Consider the following 23,909-nt stretch of genomic DNA (forward strand, 5'->3'; position numbering starts at 1 on the left):
ACGTCTCCTCAGGCAATATCCGGCAAGGCGTCGAGCAGCTTATCGAGCGTGATCGGGTAATCCCGCACCCGCACGCCGGTCGCGTTGTAGATCGCATTGGCAATCGCCGCGCTGACGCCGCACAGCCCCAGCTCGCCCACGCCTTTGGCCTTCATCGGCGAGGAGATGGGATCGGTGTCGTCGAGGAAGATCACCTCCTGCTCAGGCACGTCGGCATGTACCGGCACCTCGTAGGTCGCCATATCGTGATTGACGAAGTAGCCCTGGCGCGTATCGACCGCCAGCTCCTCCATCAATGCGCCACCCAGCCCCATCGTCATCGCGCCAATCACCTGGCTGCGCGCGGTTTTCGGGTTGAGGATGCGCCCGGCGGCACACACCGCCAGCATGCGGCGCACGCGCACTTCACCGGTTGCCGCATCGACGGCGACCTCAACAAAGTGTCCGGCAAAGGTCGATTGCTGATACTGCTCATCCAGGTCGCCAAACTCGATAGTATCTTCCGCGCTGAGCGCGCCCGCAGCTTTTAGCGGTGCGCTGCGATCGCCCGCGCTTATCGTCTCATCAGCGAACACCGCTGAAGCGGCATCAAAGCCCAGTTTTTTGGCGATGGCTTCACGCAGCTTGACGCAGGCAGCGTAAACGCCTGCGGTAGAGGTGTTGGCTCCCCATTGCCCGCCGGAACCGGCAGAGACCGGGAAGCTGGAGTCGCCAAGGCGCACCTCAACGTGTGAGAGCGGAACGCCGAGCATCTCGGCGGCGGTCTGGGCAATGATGGTGTAACTGCCGGTGCCGATATCGGTCATATCCGTCTCCACCGTCACCCGGCCTGCGTCGTCGAGGTGCACGCGTGCGCCGGACGGGGCGAGCAGGTTGTTACGAAAGCCCGCCGCGACGCCGTAGCCCACCAGCCACTCTCCGTCCCGCGTCTGGCCAGGCGTGGCGTTGCGCTGCGACCAGCCAAAGCGATCCGCGCCGCTACGCAGGCACTCCACTAACTGGCGGCGTGAGAAGGGGCGCTGTGGATCTTTCGGATCAACCTGCGTGTCGTTGAGAATGCGGAACTCAACCGGATCGATCCCGGCTCGCTCTGCCATCTCATCAATGGCAATCTCCAGCGCCATCAGGCCGGGCGCTTCACCCGGCGCGCGCATGGCGTTGCCCTCGGGTAAATCGAGGGTCGCCAGCCGTAAACCGGTATGGCGATTAGCCCCCGCGTAGAGCAGCTCGGTCTGGTTTACCGCCGTCTCCGGCGTCCCGCCCGGCAGGTTGCCGGACCAGCTGTCGTGCGCGATGGCGGTGATTTTTCCTTGCCGATCGGTGCCGATACGGATGTGCTGAATAGTCGCCGGGCGATGGGTAGTGTTATTGGGGATCATCGGGCGCGGCAGCATCACTTTCATCGGGCGCTGCAAGGCGCGAGCGGCGAGGGCGGCTAGCAGCGCATCGCTGCGCAGGAAGAGCTTGCCGCCAAAACCGCCGCCAATATAAGGCGAGATGATACGTACGTTCTCTTCCGGCAACTTGAGGGTGGCGGCCAGATCGGTGCGGCACCAGGCGACCATCTGGTTGGAAGTCCAGACCGTCACTTTATCCCCTTCCCAGACGGCCATCGAGGCGTGCGGCTCCATCGCCATATGGCTCTGATCCGGCGTGGTGTAGGTGGCGTCGAGTTTCACCTCGGCGCTTGCCCAGGCTGTGTCAAAATCGCCGCTATTTTTGTCCGGTGCGCTCTCCGGCGCGCTGTTGACCGCCGGTTTCTCTGCCGCCAGATCGTAAGCACCGCTTTCGCGCTGGTAAGTGATATCCACCAGCCCGGCGGCGGCGCGCGCCTGCTCAAAGGTTTCAGCCACCACCAGCGCAACGGCCTGGTGATAGTGCTCAATCTGCGGGCCGCCGAGCAGCGTGGCGGCGTTGCGCTCGCCTTTGCCCAGCGGGCCGGCGTTATCGGCGGTGATAATCGACAGCACGCCCGGCGCGTTGCCTGCCGCATCGCAGTTAATCTCGCTGATTTTGCCTTTCGCAATCCCCGCGCTGACGATATAGCCATAGGCGACATTGGGCAGTACATCATGCCATTCGTAGGCGTAGTGGGCGCGGCCGCTCACTTTTAGCGGGCCGTCGATGCGGTCATGGGGTTGACCGACCACTTTCAGTTGATCGATCGGGTTCTCACCTGCCGGTTTCTCAAATTTCATCGTTTACGCCCTCGCTTCTGACAACACCGAGGCGAGCGTGCGCTTCGCCAGCGTCAATTTAAATGCATTCTCAGCCGTGGGCTGTGCGGTGGCGAAGAGCTTGTCATACACCGCCTGCGCCCCCTGCGGCAGCGCCGCATCCGCTTCGGCAAGCCGCCACGGTTTGTGGGCAACGCCGCCGATAGCCACGCGCCCGCTGCCGTCCGGGTGGACAATCGCCGCCACGGAGACCAGCGCAAACGCGTAGGAGGCGCGGTCGCGCACTTTACGGTAGATATGCGTGCCGCCCGCAGGCGGCGGCAGGGTGACGGCGACAATCAGTTCGCCGGGCTGCAACACCGTCTCCAGATGTGGCGTGTCGCCGGGCGCGCGATAAAACTCTGCCAGCGGGATCTGGCGTTCACTGCCGTCCGGGTTGACGGTCTCAACAGTTGCATCAAGCAGCTGCATGGCAACCGCCATATCGCTTGGATGAGTGGCAATGCAGGATTCACTGGAACCGACCACCGCAAGCTGACGGCTATAGCCGCCCAGCGCCGCGCAGCCGCTGCCCGGCTGGCGTTTGTTGCAGGGTTGATTGGTGTCGTAAAAATAGGGGCAGCGCGTGCGTTGCAGCAGGTTGCCTGCGGTCGTTGCCTGGTTACGCAACTGTCCGGAAGCTCCGGCGAGCAGGGCGCGGGAGAGCACGGCATAATCGCGGCGCACGCGCCCATCGGCGGCAAGATCGGTGTTGCGCACCAGCGCGCCAATGCGCAGGCCGCCTTCAGCGGTCGCTTCAATGCTATCCAGCGCCAGGCCATTGACATCAATCAAATGGGTCGGCGTCTCAATCTCCAGCTTCATCAAATCAAGCAGGTTAGTGCCGCCCGCGATAAATTTCGCCCCCTCTGTGCGCTGCGCGCTGGCAGCCGCTTCGGCAGTGGTGGTGACCCGCTCATAGGTAAAGGTCTTCATGATTTCTCCCCGGCGGTCTCTTTAATCGCCGCCAGCATGTTGGCGTAGGCGCCGCAGCGGCAGATATTGCCGCTCATGCGTTCACGGATCTCATCTGCCGTCATCTCCGGCGGGGAGACGAGATCGAGGGTGACGTGGCTGGGAATGCCCTGCTCAATCTCTTTCAGCATGGCGACGGAGGAGCAGATCTGCCCCGGCGTGCAGTAACCGCACTGGTAGCCATCATGTTTGACAAAGGCCGCCTGCATCGGATGGAGATCCTCCGGCGAGCCGAGGCCCTCAATGGTGGTGACGTCGGCATCCTGCTGCATTACCGCCAGGGTAAGGCAGGAGTTGATGCGCCGCCCGTTAACGATCACTGTGCAGGCACCGCACTGGCCGTGGTCGCACCCTTTCTTGGTGCCGGTGAGATGTAAACTTTCACGCAGCGCATCCAGCAGCGTGGTACGGGTATCAACCTCAAGCTGTCGGCGCTCGCCGTTAACAGTTAAGGACAGCGGGATTAGCTCCGGGGCGCGGTGCGCGTCCGGGTTGTTGCCTTGGTTGCTCATACCAGGCCTCCAGTCATCAATGCGGGTGAATTAAAAGGGGTGTGCTTATAACGGCGTTATCGTTTTTTTAAGCCTTAAGCATAGACGGCACTCTGGAGAGGATTACTCCTAAATCATCGGCGCGGGAAAAACGGGGGAAGATAAGGGGGGAGGCGGGCGGCAGCGATGGCCGCCCGTAGAGAGATCAGTGGTGCAGCATCTCGTCGACGATCTGCGCTTTAGTCATATTGTAGGGGTAGTAAGTCGGCCAGTTATCCATCTCTTTCAGCAATGCTTCCTGAGACTCATTGCCCATGTAAATGTGGAAATGCTGGGACTGGCGCGGGGCGATGGTGTGATCGCTGAACTGCACATACTTCGGTGCCTTAGAGCTGGCGTCTGTACACTCAAACAGATAGCGCACGCCCTTTTTGCCTGAAACATAGGTCAGGATCTTGTAACCGGCATAATCATAGCGGCAGCTATTGACGGTTTTGCCGCTGTGAAACTCCATCACGTTGTTTTCAATGCCGATCATATCGACATCCGTGGCGTAGCCCTTTTTGTAATAGTCGCGGTACGCCTCCACCGTTTTATCGCCGTGCTGCGCCTTTTTCTTCAGCACCGGATCGAGATCGCCGTTCAGCAGGTAAGGGTTAATGGATTGCCACACGCCATCCCAGTCTGAGAGCGGGCGATCTTTCACATCTTTATCATCAATAATCCCTTCGCTCGCTTTACGCTCCACTTCCGTCAGCGGTTTGCCGTGGTGATGCCCATGGGCAAAGCCCTGCGTGCTCATCAGCAGCGCGCCCATCGCCAAAGCAAAAGCCGTTTTCTTCATCATCGGTATCACTCCCTGGTTACGTTTGTCATAAATTGAAATGTTATATTATAACAAAAGCAAATGCCAGCCCTGGCAGAGCCTGCAACGACAGGCTGGCGGCAACCGGTGTGATTAGTACACTAAACGCAGCCGTAAAATAAATTTAGCCTCCCGCTGCGCTATTTTTTCTCGGCTAACCAGTGGGATAGAAGAAATAAAAAATACGCATTGCATAAACGCGGTATTAATTAACGGCTGCGCTTTGACATAAATTATGTTTATGGCCAGGCTTAATCATGAAAGGCGATTGATATGACGCTGATGTCATATTGATTATATTTGAAACGACAGATGGAGAAATAACATGGCCGAGCATAGAGGCGGTTCCGGTAATTTCGCTGAAGATCGTGAAAAAGCCTCAGAAGCAGGGCGTAAAGGCGGACAGCAGAGCGGTGGGAACTTTAAAAACGACCCAGAGCGCGCGTCCGAAGCCGGTAAGAAAGGCGGACAGAATAGCAACAGCAGCAATAAAAAATAGTGGTGCCGTTGCTGTTTTAACCTGAAGTTTAAAATTTAATTTTTAAACGCCAGCGAGTCGGAAACGGCTCGCTTAATTATTTGTATGGTTTTTAAAATCCCAGAATAAATAAAATTAATTCCCTTGATTCATTATTTTCTGAGCGACTGCAGGCAAAAAAAATCCCTCAGGTACAGGAAATCCGATCTGCGCCTGAGGGTATGCAAATGCATCTTCGTTACTAACAATGAGTTGGCAAGCTATGCACAATTGGGCATCAGCATAAGCTGCTAAAACGCGCATTTGTAATGAAATTTTACGCTGCTCACGAATAAATTATTTCATGAACAAATATTTGAAAATACGCCATTTTTAGCTATGTGGGCGGCTTTTTGAACCGATTCAGCTTAATTTTTCTCCGCTAATGGCGCTTTTTTAACCCTCTGCCGCCTGGTTTAGAGTGCAAGGCTTAGCTATATTTACTAAACATCCATTCGCAAAAGGAGGTTTTGTGTTCAATATTGAAAAAGACGATCCACGCGAAGCGCCGGAATCCGGCGACAAAAAACCGCAACCGGTTAAAAAATAGTTACAAGGTCGCTTCGGCGGCCTTTTTTATTGCGCGGTAGCTCGCAGTTTTTTCTCGAGACAAATGATAGTAATTCTCATTCATCGCTGCAGTGGAGAGGTGGCGAAGGGAAAGTCAAAGGAGAAAATTATGACAGAGAAGAGCTTACAGGAGTTTCTGCACACCGAGCCGGATTGCATACTTGAACACGTCGCCCGGCATTATCAAACCACGCTGCTTGAAGTGGTACGCCAACTGCCTGGCAGCAAGATGATTGCCGGTACCCACTTTGACGAGGTGTGGCAAGAGGTGACCACCTGGGGCACAGTGTTGCTCCTGATCCACACCGAAGATGTGATCCTGGAGTGCACAATCGCGCTGCCGCCGGGATTTTACAGCCACGGTTACTTCAATCTGCAGGGCAAAGAGCAGGTATCGGGCCATATCAAAGCCGACCACTGCTACCATATCGCGTTTATTGAACGCAAATTTATGGCGATGGACGCCGCCACCATCCTCTTTTTCAATGCCGCAGGCAGCGCGATGCTAAAAATTTTCGTTGCCCGTGACGAACGTCACCAGCTTATTCCACAGCAGCTGGCGGCGTTCCGCGCGCTGAGGCAGGCCTTCGCGCAGTAGATCACTCGCTGCGCTTTTCAACATGACCCAGCGGTTTTTCCGGGAAGCAGCAGTCGCGCACGCGGCGTTTTAACTCTGCGGCATCGGGAAAGCCGCCCTCCTGCTTGCGATCCCAGATGACGCTGCCATCGGCTTCGATGACAAATATGCCACCGGTGCCGGGGATCAGCGTCACGGATCCTAAGTCGGTATTGAACGTATGGAGTAGCTCCTGCGCCATCCAGCTGGCGCGGAGCATCCAGTTGCACTGTACGCAGTAGTGCAGAGTGATGGCAGGTTTAGTGGACATCATCTTGTTACCAGAAGGGAAATGGGTCCACAAAGTGTAAGCAAAATGGTGGGATTATGAAATCGTTGCAAGTGATAATGGTTATCATTATTATCCTGCCCATAACAGAGAGCTGATGCCTGGCCCGTGCGGCTGGTGTACGGTTCCGCTGATTTCTGGGAGTTGATGTGAGCCCGATGATAATAATTCAAAGGCACACACACTTATGACGACTACACCTTTTTACCGGCTACGCTTCAGAAACCGCGTGCTGGTCACCTCATTACTGACAACGCTTACACCCAGCGCAAGCTTTGCGGCAGAAACCGCACCACGCGATGAACAAGAACGCGCCGAAGAGATGGTCATTACCGCGCCCGCCCCACGGCTTAAAGCCGGGAGCGATCGCGCCATCAATGCTGACACTCTGCAACGCAACGGGGCGAATGATTTTGGCTCCATCATGCGGTATGAACCGCTGATTGGTGCTACCGGGGCAGGGGGCGGTTCCGGCAACGGTAAGAGCGGCTTCGACCGCGGCGGTTACACCGGCTATAACATTCGTGGCCTTGAGAGTAACCGCGTCGGCATTGATGTTGATGGCATTCCCCAGCCGGAGGCCACCGGGCGCAGCTACGCCGGACGCGCCGGGCTTAACACCTTCGGCATTGGCCGCGACTATATTGACCCCTACCTTTACGGCAACGTGGCGATCCAGCCAGGCGCCACCTCTGTGGAACAAGCCAACACCACCATCGGCGGCAATGTCTCGTTCCGGCCAAAATCCGCCAATGACTACCTGCAAGGGGCGAAGCACTACTACGCGGGTTACCAGAGTGATTATGACTCCAGCGATCGCAGCTGGCACAACGGCGTAACGGCCGCGGCAGGGGATGAGAGAGTGCGCGGCATTGTGGTTTACAGCCGCCGCGACGGCCAGCAAACGCGCAATAACAGCGACAGAGTCGGGGCTTACCCCGCTAACTGGCACTCCGATGCGCTGCTGCTTTCCGGGATCCTGCAAGCCTCCGAGGCGCACAAACGTACCTATACGGCGGAGTACTACAACAAAACGACGCATACCCACTTTGACGCCTGGAACCGTGACGGCAGCGCCATCATTGGCAACGCTCAACAGGGCAGCTATAGCCGGCGCTGGGCCATCAGCCTGAAAGATGACTGGACACCGGTCGATGCGTGGGTCGATAGCGCTTCGACAAAGATCTATTTACAGCGCACCCAGGCGCACGATGCCACGTGGATGCCGGACAGCGCCACCGGCATTCAGGGCACCGTCTACTCCAGTTACGACACCGATACGATAGGTATTCAGCATGCGCTGGCGAAGAGCTTCGGCCGCCACGATCTGCGTGCTGGCTTTAATGCCAGCGCCAGCAAAACGCAGCGCCCGTTCCACCAGCAGCCAATGCCGAACGCGCGCAGCGCGATCATGCAGCCTGAAGCGGACAGTAAAAACGAGATCATCGGTGCATTTGTGCAGGATCAGATCAATTTCTCCGCCGGAGAGCACGATTTTGCCCTCATTCCCGGCCTACGCGTGGTGCACCAGTCAATGAAGCCGGAAAATCTCGGCAGCCTGACTACCACCAGCAATGTACTCAATACCGCAGATGTTAACGCGCTGTACCACAAAAACAGTGATACCGAGTGGCTGCCGTCGCTCACTTTCCAGTACGACATCACGCCGCGTCTGATGAGCTATCTGCAATACCGCCGCGGGGCGCAGTTCCCCAGCGCCAGCCAGCGCTACGGCTCCTGGAATCTCGGCTCTAACTATGCCGGGCGCGCGCAGTATGCGCTGATCGGCAACGCGGCGCTGAAAACCGAAACCAGCGATAACCTCGAATGGGGGCTGAAAGGCGAGGTGGCGCAGGGCGTCACGCTGCGCAGTGCAGTGTTCTACAACAGCTACAAAAACTTTATCGCCTACACCCGCTATCGCCGCGCCGACAACCCCGGCAACTTTGCCAACGTGCCGTCGAATATCTATACCAGCTATCAGGCGGAAAACCGCGATAAGGCCTTTATCTACGGCGGCGAAATCAGCGCCACGCTTGATATCGGCAGCTGGTTTGAGCAGGCGGAAGGGCTGCGCGCAACCCTCGCTTATGGCTACGCCGAGGGGCAAGCCAAATCGCGCTACATGGGCGACGCCTACCACGATCTCGACAGCGTCGCGCCGATGAAAGCGATTGTCGGCCTCGGCTGGGACGATCCGGCAAAACGCTACGGCACCGCGCTGACCGCCACCTTTGTCAAAGGTAAGCGCGCCACCGCAACCAGCCGTGAAACCTATCAAAACAGCGGCGAGCCGATCGCCACCGCCAGCAGCAGCTATATGCGCGTGCCCGGTTACGGGGTTGTCGACCTGAGCGCCTGGTGGCAGGTGGCGAAACAGGTGAAGGTTAACGGCGGCATCTACAACCTCACCAACCGCAAATACTGGGATTACCTCAGCAGCCGGACGCAGGAAACGCGCACTCTCCAGGATAGCTACGACAATGCGCTGAGCGTGATGCCAGGGCGCAGCTGGCAGCTGGGCGTCAATATTGATTTTTAATCCGGCAGCCTCTTTACCCCCGGCGCGCGCCGGGGATATTAAGACACATAAAGGACGTGAGAAATATGCCTGTATCTTCAAAGGATTATGCCGCCATCTGGCAGGAGTATCAGTTAATCAGAGCGCTTGAACCGGCAAAAAGCGCCAGAGATATTGCGTTCCAGCTGGCGATAAGCGAAGCGGAGCTGGCCGAAGCGCGTGTTGGCTACGATGCTGTGCGCCTGGAGGGCACGGTGCGCCATATCTTCAAAGCGCTGGAGAGCGTCGGCGAAGCCAAAAGCATCTGTCGCAATGAATATGCGGTTCATGAGATGACCGGGCGCTTCACCAATCAACATATCAGCGATCGCGCCGGGGTGGTGCTCAACCCGCGCGGCCTCGATCTGCGCCTCTTTATGAGCCAGTGGGCCTGTGCCTATTACCTGCGGGAGCAGGGGCCAAGAGGCGAGCGCCGCAGTATTCAGTTTTTCGATCACCAGGGCGATGGACTGCTGAAAATCTACGCCACGCCCTACACCGACGGCGGTCAGTGGGATGAGCTGGTGGAGCGCTTCGGGAGTCGGCGTCAGGTGCCGCTCTCCCTCTACGCGGCCGAAAGCAAATTTTACGACGAAGCGCCCGATGGAGAGGCTATTGACCACGACTGGCGGGAGATGACCGATGTCCACCAGTTCTTCAACCTGCTGCGCAAGCATAACGTCTCACGTCAGCAGGCGTTTCGGCTGGTGGGCGACGATCTCGCCTGCCAGGTCAGCAACAACGCACTGCCCGATCTTTTGCAGCAGGTGCAGCAAGAGGGGAATGAGATCATGATCTTTGTCGGCAACCGTGGCTGCATACAGATTTTTACCGGTGCGCTGGAGAAGTGTGCGCCGGTGGGTGACTGGCTGCGGGTGATGAATAAGATCTTTACCCTGCACCTGCGAGAGGCGGGGATCCACGAAAGCTGGGTGACGCGCAAGCCGACTGCGGAGGGGCATGTCACCAGCCTGGAGCTGTTTGCCGAGGATGGGACGCAAATCGCTCAGCTTTATGGTCAACGCAGCGAAGGGGATCGCGAACAGGCCTGCTGGCGCGGGCAGATCAAAGCGCTGACGCCGTGGAGGAACGAGGTATGAAACGCGTGGTGATGCTCTTGCTGGCGCTACCGCTACTGGCGGTGGCCGCCGAGCCAAAAGTTGTCGCCCTTGGCGGCGATGTCACGGAGATCGTCTATGGCCTGGGCGCACAGAATCAGCTGGTGGGGCGCGACAGTACCAGCACCTGGCCTGCCGAGGTAAAGCAGCTGCCGAATGTCGGCTATGTGCGCCAGCTAAATGCGGAGGGCATTCTGTCGCTGCGGCCTACCATCGTGCTGGCGGGCAGCCAGGCGCAACCCTCGCTGGTGTTGAAAAGCGTGCAGGACAACGATGTCTACATGGTGCCGGTGCCGGGCGGCTATACGCTCTCCGAGATCGATAAGAAAGTGGTGGTGATCGCCCGCGCCCTTGGCAAAAACGAAGAGAGCCTGGCGCTGCGCAAAAAACTGGCGACGGAGATTGCCGCGCTGCCCACCTCGCCGCTGGATAAAAAGGTGCTCTATATCCTTAGCCACGGCGGCATGGGCACGCTGGTGGCGGGAAGAGAGACGGCGGCGGATGGCGCCATCCAGGCGGCGGGGCTTAATAATGCGATGCAGGGTTTTTCCCACTACCGCGCGATGTCGCAGGAGGGGGTGATCGCCAGCCAGCCGGATCTGGTGCTGATCTCAGCCGCCGGTGTGAAGCATCTGGGCGGCGAGGAGAACATCTGGTACTTGCCGGGCCTTGCGCAAACTCCCGCCGGGCGCAACAAACAGCTGTTAATTGTCGATGAGGCCGCGCTGCTGGGCTTTGGTCTGCGCACCCCGCAGGCACTGCTTGAGCTGCGCAAGAAAGCGGAGCAGCTACCGTGATAACCCGAGCCGCTTCCCGTCTCCTGTGGGGACTCTTGCTGCTGATGGCGGCACTCACGCTCTTCGCCTCCACGCAGGGGGCGATGGAGGTCTCTCTTGCCAGCTTGTGGTACGGCGACGATGAGGTGCTGCGGCAGATTTGGTTCACCATTCGCCTGCCGCGCGTGCTGCTGGCGCTGCTTATTGGCGCGGCGCTGGCGCTCTCCGGCTGCGTTATGCAGGGGCTGTTTCGCAACCCGCTTGCCGATCCGGGGTTACTTGGCATCAGCAGCGGCGCGGCGCTGGTGGTGAGTTGCTGGCTGGTGCTGCCGCTGTCGGTACCGGTGCTGATTGCCCTCTATGCCCCACTGGTCGCTGCTTTTATCGGTAGCCTGGCGGTGATGGTGGTGATCTTTTTACTCAGCAAAGCGGGCGAGAGCGCGCTGTCGCGGCTGCTGCTGGTGGGGATCGCCATCAACGCCCTGTGCGGCGCGGGCGTTGGCGTGCTGGCGTGGATCAGCAACGATGCGCAGCTGCGCCAGCTTTCGCAGTGGGGAATGGGCAGCCTCGGGCAGGCGCAGTGGCCGACGCTCATCGTTACGGCGACTCTGATCCTGCCCGCCATGCTCGGGATCTGGCGGGTGGCGAAACAGCTCAACTTCCTGCAACTGGGCGAAGAGGAGGCGCACTATCTGGGCGTAGATGTGCGGCGTTTACAGCGGCGGCTGCTGCTCTGTAGCGCGCTGTTGGTGGCGGCCTCTGTTGCCATCAGCGGCATCATCGGTTTTGTCGGGCTGGTGGTCCCGCACCTGATACGCATGGTGTTAGGCCCCGATCATCAACACCAGATCCCCGGTTCGCTGCTGGCGGGGGCGAGCCTGCTGCTGCTGGCAGATACCGCCGCCCGCACGCTGGTCGCGCCTGCCGAGATGCCGGTCGGCTTACTGACCAGCCTGCTCGGCGCGCCGTGGTTTTTATGGCTTATATTTCGCCAGCGGAGTGCGCTCTATGGATAACGGTTTTATTGCCCACCAGATGCAATTCACGGTCGGCCAGCGGCGGCTGGTGGATGATATCTCCCTTACGCTGCCGCCTGGCGAAATGGTGGCGCTGATTGGCCCGAATGGCGCGGGTAAATCGACGCTGCTGCGCCTGCTCACCGGGTTTCTTACGCCGTCGCGCGGCGTCTGTTCCCTGGCGGGGAAATCCCTTGCCGCCTGGCCTTCACAGGCGCTATCGCGCTACCGGGCGGTGATGCTGCAACATCACGCCCTCGGCGTGGAGTGGGCCGCGGAGTCGGTGGTGGCGATGGGGCGCGCACCGTGGGGAGAGAGGCATGCGTGCGATATCGTGCGTAAAGTGATGCGTTTAACCGGCTGCGAAACGCTGATTGGGCGCCGCTTCTCGACCTTGTCCGGTGGCGAGCAGCAGCGGGTGCAGCTGGCGCGTAGTCTGGCGCAGCTCTGGCGCAACGGCGCGCCGGAGGGGTGGCTGTTTCTGGATGAGCCGACTTCGGCGCTCGATCTCTACCATCAGCAGCAATTGCTGCGATTGCTTAAATCCCTGACGCAGCGTGCCCGGCTGCATGTCTGCGTGGTGCTGCACGATTTGAACCTCGCGGCGCTGTGGGCCGATCGCATTGTGCTGTTGCATAAGGGGAAATTGGTGGTGGAGGGTACGCCGCAGCAGGTGCTGCAACCGGAGGTTATCGCCAGGTGGTATGGTGCGCAGGTGCATGTGGCGACGCATCCGGATGGGCAGACGCCGCAGGTGTTTCTCTGTGTGTAGGGGGGCGGCTGAAACGGCCCAGGCTGGATAAGGCGGAGCCGCCATCCGGCGATGGGGTTGGCTCGGTCGAATGGTTCCCGTAGGCCGGATAAGGCGCAGCCGCCATCCGGCAATGGGAGTTTCATGCGGCACTGATGGAAGGGTTCCGTTCACCATGCGTTGGGGAGTTTCATTTACCTCTTATGCGGTGAACGGGATAAGGGAAGCGGCCGCGCTCCCCTTATCAATCCCCGCGGCCCCGCGAGGAAATCGGTGCTGCGCACTGCGCTCACCTCCCGCGAGCCTGACTGCGGCCGGCTCGACTCGACTTACTCGCCCGTTCCGGGCTTCGGTTTACTCGTCCCATCCATGGGACTCGCCCCTTCGGGGCCAGCGCAAGCGCTGTTCAAAATTGCTCCCGGCAATTTTGTCCTGTCTCGGTTCGCCTCTGTCCGCCATCCATGGCGTCCAGACCTTGTCATTCACGCTTCGGTTCGCCGATTTCAGCGGGGACACAACCCCATCGCTGTGAGATCTTGCGTGAAAGCAATATCAGTGTTGCTGTAGATGCGCTTTTGTAGGCCGGATAAGGCGAAGCCGCCATCCGGCAATGGTGCGGCGGTGATAATGCCGGATGGCGCTGACGCTTATCCGGCCTACGCCGTTTCAGCGGGCTCCGGTTTTGTAGGCCGGATAAGGCGTAGCCGCCATCCGGCAATGGTGCGGCAGTGATAATGCCGGATGGCGCTGGCGCTTATCCGGCCTGGGCGGTTTCAGCGGGCTCCGTTTTTGTAGGCCGGATAAGGCGTAGCCGCCATCCGGCAATGGTGCGGCAGTGATAATGCCGGATGGCGCTGGCGCTTATCCGGCCTGGGCCGTTTCAGCGGGCTCCAATTTTGTAGGCCGGATAAGGCGAAGCCGCCATCCGGTAGTGGTGTTGCGGGGATAATGCCGGATGGCGCTGGCGCTTATCCGGCCTGGGCCGTTTCAGCGGGCTCCGATTTTGTAGGCCGGATAAGGCGAAGCCGCCATCAGGCAATGGTGTTGCGGGGATCATGCCGGATGGCACTGACGCTTATCCGGCCTGGGCCGTTTCAGCGGGCTCTGTTTTTGTAGGCCGGATAAGGCGGAGCCGCCATCCGGCAATCGGTGCAGCGGTGATAATGCCGGATGGCACTGGCGCTTATCCGGCCTGGGCCGTTTCAGCGGGCTCCGATTTTGTAGGCCGGATAAGGCGGAGCCGCCATCCGGCAATTGGTGCCGCGCGGATAATGCCGGATGGCGCTGGCGCTTATCCGGCCTACGGTTTGTTTCTCAACAATTACGCCTCGGCGGGAGCATGTTGCCACCACATTTTGTGCAGATCGTAATACTTATCACCTGGTTCGGGGTATTTGTCCCACGGCTTGTCGATGATGTAATGGATATTCTTCACCTGCGAGAGATCCCACATCTGCGGATGCTGCTTCGGCAGGGTTTTCAGGGCGTTATAACCATAATGCAGCGGCAACCAGCGGTCGCGGAACACCTCGTTGAGAAAGTCCTGCTCGGCGAAGACCCACTCGGCGATATCCTCTTTCGCCGCCAGCTTTGCCATCATCGCGTCGTAAACATCGCGATCCGGCGTCAGCACCAGAAAACCGCCGTTCAGGTAGTTATCGACCGGGGCCGGAGGGGCGGCGTTCATCTGCGCATCCTCAACCCAGCTGTAGTAGCAGTTATCCGGCTGCCAGCTGTCGGGATAGGTAGCAATATGGTTCGGATTGCAGCGGCAGGCGTGGCAGGCAGCAAGCGTCCCTTTGGCGAGCGGCAGTTCGAACACCTCATCCATGTTCTGTACCACCAGCATATCGGCATCAAGAAACGCGACGCGCTGATACTCCGTCAGCGTCCAGACTGCCAGTTTGCTCCACACCTCAGCGAAACGGGCGTTGGCGTAGCGATGGGCAAGGGCAGGATTCGGGCCGACGATCGGCACTTCGCGCACTTCACACCCCTGCGCCTGCAACTGCTGGCGCGTGGCGGCGTCGATAGTCTCCGTCACCATCACCACCAGCGGCCACGGCGAACCGCTGTCGCGCAGCGACTGCTGCAATGCTTCCACGCCGGGAAGGTAGCCCGGCTGCGTTAACAGCGTGACCCAGGCAAACGCGGCGCTCATGACAGCACCTCCGCCATAAAGCGGTTCATAAACTTCCCGTCCGGATCGAAGCGGCGGCGCACGGCTTTAAACGCCTCAAACTGCGGATAGAGCGCCGGCCAGTTGTAGAGCGACGGATCAAAATATTTGCCCCAGTGCGGTCTGCCGCCCTCTTCGGCGAGCAGCTGTTCTGCTGCGCGTAAAAAAGCCGTTCCCTCTGCGGAGAGGGAGCCATCTTCAGCGTAGTAGACGACAAAACCGAAGAAGCAGGTTGGTTCCCCGCCGGCCGGGCTAAGCCAGGCGCTGGAGGCCCCGGTGCAGCGCAGAATAATCGGGTAGTGCATATGCGGCTGCGACTCGCTGTGCCACGCTTTCATGCGCGCAATCACCGCCGCGACGCGCGACATCGGAATGCCGATCTCAATATTGATCTGTGGGGTAGCGATGCCGCGGCAGAAGACCTGGTAGATATCGCCAATCACATCGGTGAAGTCTTTAAAACGCGTCACGGTGCGAAACGGTTTGCCGTTCTCATCGACAATGCGGGTGTCATCGCGCATCTGCGCCAGGGTTTTATCTACCGTGGCGTTCATCTGCTCGTCGGTCTCCTCCATCTCGACCAGCTCGCCGTGGTTGTCATGCCACAGCGCCTGCTCCTCGGCGGTGGCTTCGCGCGCGTTCCAGGTGTGAACCTTGTTCTCATCCGGGAACCACCACGCTTTGCTGAAGGTCCACTCGTCGTTCCAGGCGATCAGATCTTCCGCCAGGTTATCGGCGTTGCCCGCGCTCTTAAAGCAGGTATAGAGCGTGGAGGGGCGGGTGCGCAGCGTCACGGCGGTGATCACGCCGAGGGTGCCGAGCGCCTGCTGCGCGGCGTCAAAGGCCGCATCATCCCGCTTAATATCGTGCGCTTCACCGTGGGCATCAATCAGGCGAATGGAGAGCGCTTCATCAGCCAGCGAGCTCTGCCCCATGCCCTGGCCGTGGGTGCCGGTCGACACTGCGCCCGCGAGGGTTTGTGAATCGATCACGCCCGGCGAGGCGTGCAGCATGCGGTCCATGCTGGTGAGGGTCTCAAACACCTCATGCAGCACGGTTCCGGCGGCAAAGGTGACGCTCTCGTCGCTCACCGCCAGCACGCCGCGCAGGCGCGAGAGGTCAATCAGCGTATCGCCCGGCTCGCTTAATTTCAGCATTCTGCCCGGCGACATGCGGCTGCCCATCACGCGGATTCGCCCCTTTGCAGCAGCAATGATCTGCTGCAACTGCGCTTCGTTTTCCGGTGTTTCAACAGCCTGAGCGGGCGCCAGCGTGGCGTTTTTCGCCCAGTTTACAACTACATTTTCATCAGAGGTTTGCTGTGGCAGGCGAGGTGGAAAAAGAGCCTGTAGCGTTGTCATTGGCATCTCCTTGCGCAATATTTTTGTAATGATTTATCAAGCGTAGCTCATCATGTAAAAGTGTGACGTGAGTCGCTTCTTTTCGTGCGATCTGGCCATCCTGAAGCTACTGATCGACACGATTTTGTGGATCGCCGTTGATAAACGACCGTACGTTTTCTACCGTGGTGGCGAGAATGCGCCCGCGCGCATCGACGGATGCCCAGGCAATATGCGGCGTGATAATGCAGTTTTTCGCCTTCAGCAGCGGGTTATCTGCGCCAGGCGGTTCGCTGCTCAGCACATCAACTGCCGCCCCGGCAATGCGCCCTTCGTTAAGGGCGGCGGCGAGATCTGCCTCGTTAACCAGATCCCCGCGCGAGGCGTTGAGCAGCAGCGCGCTGTGCTTCATCTTCGCCAGCGCGTCACGGTTGATCATCCCTTTGGTTTGCGGCGTCAGCGGGCAGTGGAGGCTGATAACATCCGCTTCGGCGTAGAGAGTGTCGAGATCGACATAGCGCAGCTGCGCGCTCTCCGGCAGCGGGCGCGAACGGGAGTGGGCGAGCACCGTCATGCCCATTGCCTGGGCGATGGCACCAAACGCCTGGCCTATGCGGCCATAACCGATAATGCCGACGCGTTTTCCCGCCAGCTCGACCATCGGTTGCAGCCAGTAACACCAGCTGTCTGCCTTGCTCCAGCCGCCGGCGTGCACATCGGCGTCGTGTTCACCGACACGGTTGCAGAGCGCCAGCAGCAGCGCGGTGGTGAATTGCGCCACTGTGGCGGTGCCGTAGGTTGGCACATTGGTAACGACAATTTGCCGGGTGCGGGCGGCCGCAAGATCGATAATGTTGTAGCCGGTGGCGGTGACGGCGATACATTTCAGTTGCGGGCAGTGGGCGAGCAGATCCTCGCTAAACGCCACTTTATTGGTAATGGCGATATCCGCGTCGCGCAGGCGCTGCGCGGCTTTATCGGCCGGGGTGGTGTCATAAACCGTGACTTCGCCCAGCGCATGCAGTGGATCCCAGCTGAGATCGCCGGGGTTCAGCAGACCGCCATCCAGCACAACTATTTTCATTTTTTCCCCATTCGGTCATGAAAGTGTCGCAATAAAAAAGCCGGACCCTATCGTCCGGCATTCGCACACAAGAAGCAAATTACAATCAATCACTTAATAGCGTTATCACGCCTGCAAGGGCATATTTTACCGCTTGCTCAATCACCTCTGTGGTGTCGCCCTCAAAGAGGCATTTGACGGTGACTGGTTCGCTATCCGGCAGGCCCCAGCCAAACCACACGGTGCCTGCGGGGGTGCCATCTTCGCCGCCATCGGGGCCCGTATAGCCTGTAACGGCAATGCTGACCGGCTCGTGGCTGGCGTCGCAGGCACCTTGCGCCATTTCAAAAGCCGTCTGCTGGCTTACCGCCGTCCAGCGCGCCAGCGTCTCTTTTTTCACCTGCAACAGCGTCTGTTTCGCTTCATCGGTAAAGGTAATAAACCCGCTGCCGTAAAACTCCGGCGTGCTTTCGCAGGCGCAGAGGGCGGTGGCGATCTGCCCGCCGGTGCAGGACTCGGCGGTGGTGACGCGCAATTTTTTATCGCATAACAGCGTGCCGAGGCGGTCGGCCAGATCGCTAATCTCAAGCTTTAACAGCGGCGCGACGCGCTCGCTTTGTAACGCGGTGGTGGTTTCGCTCTTCATATCTCTCCCTTCCATCCGAAAGAAAATTCTGCCTGGCAAAAGTATAGCAGCGCACTTTTAAGGCGAATTTTTCGGAATGATCGAGATATGACCATTGCGCTCGAGAATGGCGAACTTAATCTCTGCGAGGTCAACAATGCCCTGGTTATTGCGCGCCGAGAGCATAATATCGGCGCGGGAGATATCCGCTTCGCGCATCTTCTCTGGCAGCATTTCACCGTTCTCGACCAGCACCACCGGCGTGCCATCGATAAAGTTTTCTGCCCCTTTCACGTACTTCTTCAGCTTGCCAAACAGAATATCCACCACCACCAGCGTGATGATGGTCAGCGCCGCGCCGGTGACGGAGAAGTCGTTGCCGAGCAGCGCCTGCTGCGTCGCTTCACTGATGATCAGCAGCAAAATGAGATCGAAAGAGGTCATCTGCAACAAGGCTCGCCGACCGGCGATTTTGAATACCACCATTAACACCAGATAGATCGCTACCGCGCGTAACACCATATCCATCGCCGTCTCCTCAGGGCCAGATAAACTGTTTCACCGCCAGCTGGGTGGTGTCATTTAACGAAAGTCGCAATTCGCTGCTGCCAGGGGTTTGCGGCGTCAGCCCGAGCCAGACGGTGAAGGGTTGATCGGGATGAGGACGGGCATACTCCAGCACCAGTTCGCCGTTCTGGCTGGTCATCTTTTCCGGCTGCGGTTGCAGGGTGCGGATCTCAAAATCCTGCATAAAGTTGCCGCCGAGGATAAAAACGGTGCGGCGTTCGTTCGAGGCGTGGGCGGTGAGTTGCATATCGATATCGCTTTGCAGGCGGGCGTAGCGGTCATACTGCACCGTCAGTTTGCCATCAATGCTATGGGCGCTTCGCGCGCTGAGCCACCCCTGGGAAAAGAGGCCGAGCAGCCCGGCGATCACTACCGCAAACAATATTACGGAGCCAATGCGCTGCACCTTTGTTTCAACATGCAGCCAGAACGGGCTGTCAGCCACCGGATAGCGGTGCGACTTCTTCTCCATCTCTCCTCCACGGCGTCGGTGGAAACCACGTAAAGAGAGTGTAGATGAGGCGGGGGGAAAGGGGGGTACAGGCCGAAGCCGCTGAAACGGCGTAGGCCGGATAAGCGTGAGCGCCATCCGGCAATGGGGGGGGGCACTCATGCCTGATGGGTGGAAGGGTTCCGTTCACCAGGGATTGGGGAGTTTCATTGACCTCTTATGCGGTGAACGGGACAAGGGAAGCGGCCGCGCTCCCCTTGTCAATCCCCGCGGCCCCGCGAGGAAATCGGTGCTGCGCACTGCGCTCACCTCCCGCGTGCCTGACTGCGGCCGGCTCGACTCGACTTACTCGTTCCATTCTGGAACGAGTCCCTGTCTCGGTTCGCCTCTGTCCGCCATCCATGGCGTCCAGACCTTGTCATTCACGCTTCGGTTCGCCGATTTCAGCGGGGATACAACCCTCGCTTTCATATTGCAGACAAAAGCAAAACCGGTATCGCTGGAACTGCGGTTTTGTAGGCCGGATAAGCGCCAGCGCCATCCGGCAATCTGCGAGGAACTTACCCCGCTTTCTGCTGCACCTGATGCACGCCGATATAACGCTCGTAGCGGTTCGCTTTAAGGCGCGTCAAATCCACCAGCACCAGGCCATCGACGCAGTTATTGAAATCGGGATCGCTGCCGAAGTCGATAAACTGCACGCCGCCGGGCTCGCCCAGCTCGGAATACTGTTTATAGAGCGGGGGAATACCGCAGCCGAGATTACCCAGCAGCGATTTCAGCCGGGTCAGATCTTCGGTGTAATCCTCGCCGGTAAACTGCGCCAGCACCTCGGGCAGGGTGGCGGGGCAGGGGCGGCGCGAGGATGCCAGCGGCCAGGCAGCGGGGAACCAGAGGCGATAGAAAGCAATCAGCAGATCGCGCGCCGCAGGCGGCAGGCCGCCGGAGATGGAGACCGGGCCAAAGAGATAGCGGTACTGCGGGTAGCGCGCCAGATAAGCGCCAATCCCCGACCAGAGATAATCGAGCCCGCGACGTCCCCAGTAGCGCGGCTGAATAAAGCTGCGCCCCAGCTCAAGACCTTCGCGCAGCACCTCCGCCATACGCGCATCGTAGTGAAAAAGGCTATGGCTATAGAGCCCCTCCGGCCCCTGCTCGGCGATAAGCTGCGCCGTCGGCATAAAGCGGTAGGCGCCGACAATCTCCAGATCGGCATCATCCCAGAGGATCAGGTGCAGGTAGTGATCATCGTAGCGATCCGTATCACGCCTTTTTCCGCTCCCTTCACCCACCGCGCGAAAAGCGATCTCGCGCAGCCGCCCCAGTTCGCGCAGCAGCGGTGCATCCTCCTGGCCGTTGCGCTGCCAGAGATAGATCGTTTTGCCGTCCGGCGTGCGGCCAAGGCACTCGGCGCGGCTCAGTTCGCGGCGCAGGGTGGCTCTGTCTTCCGGCCGGGCGATGGCGCATTCGGTTTTGAACGTGCCGGGCACTCCCTTGCCAAGACGCAGAAGATGCTGGCGACACTTCTCGGCCAGCTCGCGCGGCGCGAGGGCGGTAGTGTGCCAGTTCTCCCAGGGAATGCGCTGACCGAGGGTGATCGGCAGGCTACTGTTGCGGCGGCGAAACATCTGCTGCATCAACAGCAGCAGCGGCAGGGTGTCTGAGAGCAGGGCGCTGGCGTAAAACAGCGCGCTGTTGCGGGCATCGATCCACACTGGCAGCAGCGGGGCGCGGAACTTGTTCGCCAGCTTGATAAACCCGGCGTGCCAGCGTTTATCACGAATCCCTTTGCGGGTCAGGCGCGATACTTCACCCGCCGGGAAAAAGATCAGCACGCCGCCGGATTGCAGCTGGTTCTCCATCTGTTGCAGGGCGGCTTTGGTGGTGCGACCGCCGATATTGTCCACCGCGATAAAGAGCGAGCTTAAGGGTTCGAGGTGGCTCAGCAGGCGGTTAGTGACCACTTTAACATCGCGGCGCACGCGCGAGACGGCATACATCAGCGCCAGCCCATCCAGCGTACCGGTCGGGTGGTTGGCGATAATCACCAGCGGGCCATGTTCGGGAATTTGTTCGAGGCAGTGAGCGGGGATGGTACAGCGAATTTGCAGATGGTCGAGGACATGTTCCACCATATCCAGCCCTTTCAGGTGGCGGTGCTGGGCGGCGAATTGCTGGAACTCCTGTTCGTAAAGCAGGCGCCTGAGCAGGTTCTTTTGCCAGGGTGCCGGTCTGGCCTGCGGCCAGAGATCCTCAAGTACATTGTCGAGACTAAACATGGCGATTTCTCCTCCCGTCTTGCCGCTGACAGTAGCGGGAGAAGATGACGCTTACATTTCATTACAATGACGTTATGAGCATTTGTTGCAGGCCGACGTAGGCCGGATAAGCGCAGCGCCATCCGGCGTTTTACCTCCCTCACCCATGCCGGATGGCGGCTTGCAGCCTTATCCGGCCTACATGGTCTTTACCCCGTAGGCCGGATAAGCGTAGCGCCATCCGGCATTGCAGAAGGCAGAGCGGGAAAATTAAATCAGGCCGCGTTCGGCGAGATCGAGGGCGAAGTAGCTGAAGATCAGATCCGCACCTGCGCGTTTGATGGCGCCGAGGCTCTCCATCACCACTTTATCTTCATCGATCGCACCGGCCTGGGCGGCGAACTTGATCATCGCGTACTCACCGCTCACCTGGTATGCGCCCAGCGGCAGTTCGGTGCGCTCACGAATATCACGCAGAATATCGAGGTACGCCCCGGCCGGTTTTACCATCAGGCAGTCGGCGCCCTGCGCTTCGTCGATCAGCGATTCGCGGATCGCTTCGCGGCGATTCAGCGGGTTCATCTGATAGGTTTTGCGATCGCCTTTCAGCGCGGTACCGGCCGCTTCACGGAACGGGCCGTAGAAGGAGGAGGCGAACTTGGTGGAGTAGGACATGATGGCGGTATCTTTAAAGCCCGCCGCGTCCAGCGCCTGGCGAATCGCCTGCACCTGGCCATCCATCGCTGCCGATGGCGCGATAAAATCCGCCCCGGCTGCCGCAGCAACCACCGCCTGCTTACCGAGGTTCAGCAGGGTTGCGTCGTTATCGACGCCGTGTTCGCACAGCACGCCGCAGTGGCCGTGCGAGGTGTATTCACAAAAACAGGTATCGGACATCACGATCATCTCCGGTACCGTCTCTTTACAGATGCGCGACATGCGCGCCACCAGGCCATTCTCCTGCCAGGCATCGCTGCCGGTGTCGTCGGTATGGTGTGAAATACCAAAGGTCATCACCGAGCGGATACCCGCTTTAGCGATACGTTCAATTTCACGGGCGAGATACTTTTCCGGAATGCGCATCACGCCGGGCATGGCGGAGATCGCCTGGTAATCATTCAGCTCTTCTTCAACAAAGATCGGCAGCACCAGGTCGTTTTTGCTCAGTGTTGTCTCTTCAAACAGGGCGCGCAGCGCAGGGGTTTTACGCAGACGGCGAGGACGGGTGATTAAATCGGTCATGATATGCCTAAGATTTATGGAACAGATGGCGGCATTGTAGCCGAAAATATAACCCCCCGTTTTACCAAAATCGCCGTTAAGCCACAGGCAGGCGGCAATGCACCTGCCTGTTACTTCATCAGGAGGCGGGGATCGCCACCGGCTTATTGTTGCTCAGTTCGCTCACCAGATCGTTCACGCCGTCGCTCATATTGGTGAATTTGGTCAACGGTGAACGGGTGATCACCACGAACACGCCAACGTTATGCTGCGGCACCATCGCCATATAGGTGATAAACCCGCCACCGCCGCCGGTCTTCTGAATAATTCCCGGATGGCCCTCTTTCGGGGCCATATAGACCCAGCCGAGACCGAGGGCATCGGCTTTACCCGGCACATCCATTCCCACCACTTTCGTCAGGCGTTCGCGCGGGTAGATCAGCGTCTGCATCCGGTCGGCCTGCGTATCGCGGTGGTAAAAGTCGGAGGAGAGGAACTGCTGCATCCAGCGCATCATATCGCCGGGCGTGGAGTAGACGCCGCCGCTGCCAATCGCCGCCAGCGTGTTGTTGCACGGGCTGGCCCCTTTTTCCGCCACCATCAGCCGCTTGCACTGATCCGGTGACGGGGTAAAGGTGGTGTCTTTCATGCCCAGCGGGCGGGTGATCTGCTCTTCAAACAGCTGCGGATAGGGTTTTCCCGCCGCGCGCGCCAGCGCATCTGCCAGCAGATCAAAGGCCAGGTTGGAATAGGCCGCCTGGGTGCCCGGCGCGGTTTTCAGTTTGGCGGTGGCGAGCCAGTTCCAGCGCTGCTCGCGCGTCGGCCAGACAAACACCGGGCGCACCGCTGCGCCGCCGGGCTGTTCGCGCGGCAGGGCGCTGGTGTGCGTCGCCAGGTTAACCAGCGTGATCGGCGCGCCCTGGTAAGTCGGTACGCGCGCGCCGGGCGGGGCATATTTACTTAACGGATCGTCAAGGCGCACGCGGCCCTGATCGAGCAGCTTCACCAGCATCTCACTGGTCATCAGCTTAGAGAGCGAGGCGATGCGCACCACCGAGTCGAGCTGCGGGCGCACATTGTTGCCGGGACGGGTTTCGCCGAAACTGCGAAAGACGCGCTGGTTGCCGTCAATCACCACCATTGCCATGCCGGTCGCGCCGCTGCCATAGAAGATATGGTTGGCATAACGATCGACGATTTCAGAAGCAAATACCGGGTCGGGGGAGTGTTGCGCCGCCCGGACGCTGGTCAGGCCCAGCGCACACAACATCGCGGAGATAAGCAGACAACGTTTCAACGAAAGGATCCATTAATCACGGGGAAAGATAGAGCGTATTTATACTACTTGCGTGCCGTTGCAAAGGGGCGAAAAGCGGAATGTTTCGCCCTAATCCGTAACGCCAGGTAAATAAGAGCATTTTTTTCTGCCGACCGCCGCCGCCTTG

At 59.3% G+C, this 23,909-nt stretch carries 21 protein-coding genes; 7 read left to right on the forward strand and 14 right to left on the reverse strand.

The window, feature by feature from the left end:
* Window positions 1-8: 8 nt before the first annotated feature.
* The 4 genes from paoC to zinT form a co-directional block, all read right to left on the reverse strand.
* The gene (paoC, locus tag ABIC80_RS20430) at window positions 9-2,198 is read right to left on the reverse strand and encodes an aldehyde oxidoreductase molybdenum-binding subunit PaoC (protein ID WP_429178428.1); all 2,190 of its coding nucleotides are present in this window, start codon (window positions 2,196-2,198) and stop codon (window positions 9-11) included.
* A gap of 3 nt (window positions 2,199-2,201) precedes the next feature.
* A complete protein-coding gene (locus tag ABIC80_RS20435) occupies window positions 2,202-3,152 on the reverse strand; it encodes an FAD binding domain-containing protein (protein ID WP_429178429.1) in 951 nt (316 codons plus the stop codon).
* On the reverse strand, window positions 3,149-3,703 hold the full coding sequence (gene paoA / locus ABIC80_RS20440; protein ID WP_429178430.1) for an aldehyde dehydrogenase iron-sulfur subunit PaoA: 555 nt from the start codon (window positions 3,701-3,703) through the stop codon (window positions 3,149-3,151). The genes ABIC80_RS20435 and paoA overlap by 4 nt, the downstream gene beginning before the upstream one ends.
* Before the next feature lie 184 nt (window positions 3,704-3,887).
* On the reverse strand, window positions 3,888-4,526 hold the full coding sequence (zinT, locus tag ABIC80_RS20445; protein WP_429178462.1) for a metal-binding protein ZinT: 639 nt from the start codon (window positions 4,524-4,526) through the stop codon (window positions 3,888-3,890).
* 346 nt (window positions 4,527-4,872) lie between these two features.
* On the opposite strand from zinT, the gene ABIC80_RS20450 reads away from it, so the two are divergent.
* Both ABIC80_RS20450 and hutX read left to right on the forward strand, forming a co-directional pair.
* Window positions 4,873-5,046 carry a general stress protein gene (locus ABIC80_RS20450; RefSeq protein ID WP_023478999.1) on the forward strand — a complete coding sequence of 58 codons (174 nt, stop codon included), beginning with the start codon at window positions 4,873-4,875 and terminating at the stop codon, window positions 5,044-5,046.
* 697 nt (window positions 5,047-5,743) lie between these two features.
* The gene (hutX, locus tag ABIC80_RS20455) at window positions 5,744-6,232 is read left to right on the forward strand and encodes a heme utilization cystosolic carrier protein HutX (protein WP_429178431.1); all 489 of its coding nucleotides are present in this window, start codon (window positions 5,744-5,746) and stop codon (window positions 6,230-6,232) included.
* A 1-nt stretch (window position 6,233) separates the two neighbouring features.
* On the opposite strand, the gene ABIC80_RS20460 is transcribed toward hutX, so the two are convergent.
* The gene (locus ABIC80_RS20460) at window positions 6,234-6,521 is read right to left on the reverse strand and encodes a SelT/SelW/SelH family protein (protein WP_023479005.1); all 288 of its coding nucleotides are present in this window, start codon (window positions 6,519-6,521) and stop codon (window positions 6,234-6,236) included.
* A gap of 205 nt (window positions 6,522-6,726) precedes the next feature.
* Here ABIC80_RS20460 and ABIC80_RS20465 point away from each other — a divergent pair, with 205 nt between their 5' ends.
* From ABIC80_RS20465 to ABIC80_RS20485, 5 genes are all read left to right on the forward strand, one after another.
* Window positions 6,727-9,081: a TonB-dependent receptor domain-containing protein gene (locus ABIC80_RS20465; RefSeq protein WP_429178432.1), complete on the forward strand. Its 2,355-nt coding sequence runs from the start codon at window positions 6,727-6,729 to the stop codon at window positions 9,079-9,081.
* Between the two features lie 65 nt (window positions 9,082-9,146).
* Window positions 9,147-10,199 (forward strand): hemin-degrading factor, encoded by a 1,053-nt coding sequence (locus ABIC80_RS20470; RefSeq protein ID WP_305206774.1) that lies wholly within the window; start codon window positions 9,147-9,149, stop codon window positions 10,197-10,199.
* Window positions 10,196-11,014 carry a heme/hemin ABC transporter substrate-binding protein gene (locus tag ABIC80_RS20475; protein ID WP_094419466.1) on the forward strand — a complete coding sequence of 273 codons (819 nt, stop codon included), beginning with the start codon at window positions 10,196-10,198 and terminating at the stop codon, window positions 11,012-11,014. Before ABIC80_RS20470 ends, ABIC80_RS20475 begins: the two co-directional genes overlap by 4 nt.
* Window positions 11,015-11,058: 44 nt before the next feature.
* The gene (locus ABIC80_RS20480) at window positions 11,059-12,009 is read left to right on the forward strand and encodes a FecCD family ABC transporter permease (RefSeq protein ID WP_429178463.1); all 951 of its coding nucleotides are present in this window, start codon (window positions 11,059-11,061) and stop codon (window positions 12,007-12,009) included.
* Window positions 12,002-12,781: a heme ABC transporter ATP-binding protein gene (locus ABIC80_RS20485; RefSeq protein ID WP_429178433.1), complete on the forward strand. Its 780-nt coding sequence runs from the start codon at window positions 12,002-12,004 to the stop codon at window positions 12,779-12,781. The genes ABIC80_RS20480 and ABIC80_RS20485 overlap by 8 nt, the downstream gene beginning before the upstream one ends.
* A 1,300-nt stretch (window positions 12,782-14,081) precedes the next feature.
* On the opposite strand, the gene ABIC80_RS20490 is transcribed toward ABIC80_RS20485, so the two are convergent.
* The 9 genes from ABIC80_RS20490 to ampH all read right to left on the reverse strand — a co-directional run bounded on the left by ABIC80_RS20490 (window position 14,082) and on the right by ampH (window position 23,761).
* Window positions 14,082-14,921: a glycosyltransferase family 8 protein gene (locus tag ABIC80_RS20490; RefSeq protein ID WP_305206772.1), complete on the reverse strand. Its 840-nt coding sequence runs from the start codon at window positions 14,919-14,921 to the stop codon at window positions 14,082-14,084.
* Window positions 14,918-16,300 (reverse strand): D-arabinono-1,4-lactone oxidase, encoded by a 1,383-nt coding sequence (locus ABIC80_RS20495; protein WP_312605876.1) that lies wholly within the window; start codon window positions 16,298-16,300, stop codon window positions 14,918-14,920. Before ABIC80_RS20495 ends, ABIC80_RS20490 begins: the two co-directional genes overlap by 4 nt.
* A gap of 106 nt (window positions 16,301-16,406) precedes the next feature.
* Window positions 16,407-17,363 carry a D-2-hydroxyacid dehydrogenase gene (locus ABIC80_RS20500; RefSeq protein ID WP_429178434.1) on the reverse strand — a complete coding sequence of 319 codons (957 nt, stop codon included), beginning with the start codon at window positions 17,361-17,363 and terminating at the stop codon, window positions 16,407-16,409.
* Window positions 17,364-17,448: 85 nt separating this feature from the next.
* Window positions 17,449-17,988: a 2-oxo-tetronate isomerase gene (locus ABIC80_RS20505; RefSeq protein ID WP_200135487.1), complete on the reverse strand. Its 540-nt coding sequence runs from the start codon at window positions 17,986-17,988 to the stop codon at window positions 17,449-17,451.
* A gap of 57 nt (window positions 17,989-18,045) precedes the next feature.
* Window positions 18,046-18,495 carry a DUF421 domain-containing protein gene (locus tag ABIC80_RS20510; protein ID WP_023478242.1) on the reverse strand — a complete coding sequence of 150 codons (450 nt, stop codon included), beginning with the start codon at window positions 18,493-18,495 and terminating at the stop codon, window positions 18,046-18,048.
* A gap of 10 nt (window positions 18,496-18,505) precedes the next feature.
* Window positions 18,506-19,006 carry a hypothetical protein gene (locus tag ABIC80_RS20515; protein WP_054804673.1) on the reverse strand — a complete coding sequence of 167 codons (501 nt, stop codon included), beginning with the start codon at window positions 19,004-19,006 and terminating at the stop codon, window positions 18,506-18,508.
* A 539-nt stretch (window positions 19,007-19,545) separates the two neighbouring features.
* Window positions 19,546-21,264, reverse strand: a complete 1,719-nt coding sequence (locus ABIC80_RS20520; protein ID WP_429178435.1) for a lysophospholipid acyltransferase family protein — start codon at window positions 21,262-21,264, stop codon at window positions 19,546-19,548.
* A 249-nt stretch (window positions 21,265-21,513) separates the two neighbouring features.
* Window positions 21,514-22,485, reverse strand: coding sequence for a porphobilinogen synthase (hemB, locus tag ABIC80_RS20525; protein WP_034812298.1), 972 nt, complete (start codon window positions 22,483-22,485; stop codon window positions 21,514-21,516).
* Window positions 22,486-22,603: 118 nt separating this feature from the next.
* Window positions 22,604-23,761, reverse strand: a complete 1,158-nt coding sequence (gene ampH / locus ABIC80_RS20530) for a D-alanyl-D-alanine-carboxypeptidase/endopeptidase AmpH (RefSeq protein ID WP_263753145.1) — start codon at window positions 23,759-23,761, stop codon at window positions 22,604-22,606.
* Window positions 23,762-23,909 lie beyond the last annotated feature (148 nt).

The sequence above is a fragment of the Kosakonia sp. 1610 genome (genome assembly GCF_050435845.1).
Taxonomy (GTDB): domain Bacteria; phylum Pseudomonadota; class Gammaproteobacteria; order Enterobacterales; family Enterobacteriaceae; genus Kosakonia; species Kosakonia cowanii.

Bases quoted from the DNA above. Each gene is read 5' to 3' on its own strand.
- paoC (WP_429178428.1), bottom strand. From the start codon at position 2,198: ATGAAATTTGAGAAACCGGCAGGTGAGAACCCGATCGATCAACTGAAA.
- ABIC80_RS20435 (WP_429178429.1), bottom strand. From the start codon at position 3,152: ATGAAGACCTTTACCTATGAGCGGGTCACCACCACTGCCGAAGCGGCT.
- paoA (WP_429178430.1), bottom strand. From the start codon at position 3,703: ATGAGCAACCAAGGCAACAACCCGGACGCGCACCGCGCCCCGGAGCTA.
- zinT (WP_429178462.1), bottom strand. From the start codon at position 4,526: ATGAAGAAAACGGCTTTTGCTTTGGCGATGGGCGCGCTGCTGATGAGC.
- ABIC80_RS20450 (WP_023478999.1), top strand. From the start codon at position 4,873: ATGGCCGAGCATAGAGGCGGTTCCGGTAATTTCGCTGAAGATCGTGAA.
- hutX (WP_429178431.1), top strand. From the start codon at position 5,744: ATGACAGAGAAGAGCTTACAGGAGTTTCTGCACACCGAGCCGGATTGC.
- ABIC80_RS20460 (WP_023479005.1), bottom strand. From the start codon at position 6,521: ATGTCCACTAAACCTGCCATCACTCTGCACTACTGCGTACAGTGCAAC.
- ABIC80_RS20465 (WP_429178432.1), top strand. From the start codon at position 6,727: ATGACGACTACACCTTTTTACCGGCTACGCTTCAGAAACCGCGTGCTG.
- ABIC80_RS20470 (WP_305206774.1), top strand. From the start codon at position 9,147: ATGCCTGTATCTTCAAAGGATTATGCCGCCATCTGGCAGGAGTATCAG.
- ABIC80_RS20475 (WP_094419466.1), top strand. From the start codon at position 10,196: ATGAAACGCGTGGTGATGCTCTTGCTGGCGCTACCGCTACTGGCGGTG.
- ABIC80_RS20480 (WP_429178463.1), top strand. From the start codon at position 11,059: ATGGCGGCACTCACGCTCTTCGCCTCCACGCAGGGGGCGATGGAGGTC.
- ABIC80_RS20485 (WP_429178433.1), top strand. From the start codon at position 12,002: ATGGATAACGGTTTTATTGCCCACCAGATGCAATTCACGGTCGGCCAG.
- ABIC80_RS20490 (WP_305206772.1), bottom strand. From the start codon at position 14,921: ATGAGCGCCGCGTTTGCCTGGGTCACGCTGTTAACGCAGCCGGGCTAC.
- ABIC80_RS20495 (WP_312605876.1), bottom strand. From the start codon at position 16,300: ATGACAACGCTACAGGCTCTTTTTCCACCTCGCCTGCCACAGCAAACC.
- ABIC80_RS20500 (WP_429178434.1), bottom strand. From the start codon at position 17,363: ATGAAAATAGTTGTGCTGGATGGCGGTCTGCTGAACCCCGGCGATCTC.
- ABIC80_RS20505 (WP_200135487.1), bottom strand. From the start codon at position 17,988: ATGAAGAGCGAAACCACCACCGCGTTACAAAGCGAGCGCGTCGCGCCG.
- ABIC80_RS20510 (WP_023478242.1), bottom strand. From the start codon at position 18,495: ATGGATATGGTGTTACGCGCGGTAGCGATCTATCTGGTGTTAATGGTG.
- ABIC80_RS20515 (WP_054804673.1), bottom strand. From the start codon at position 19,006: ATGGAGAAGAAGTCGCACCGCTATCCGGTGGCTGACAGCCCGTTCTGG.
- ABIC80_RS20520 (WP_429178435.1), bottom strand. From the start codon at position 21,264: ATGTTTAGTCTCGACAATGTACTTGAGGATCTCTGGCCGCAGGCCAGA.
- hemB (WP_034812298.1), bottom strand. From the start codon at position 22,485: ATGACCGATTTAATCACCCGTCCTCGCCGTCTGCGTAAAACCCCTGCG.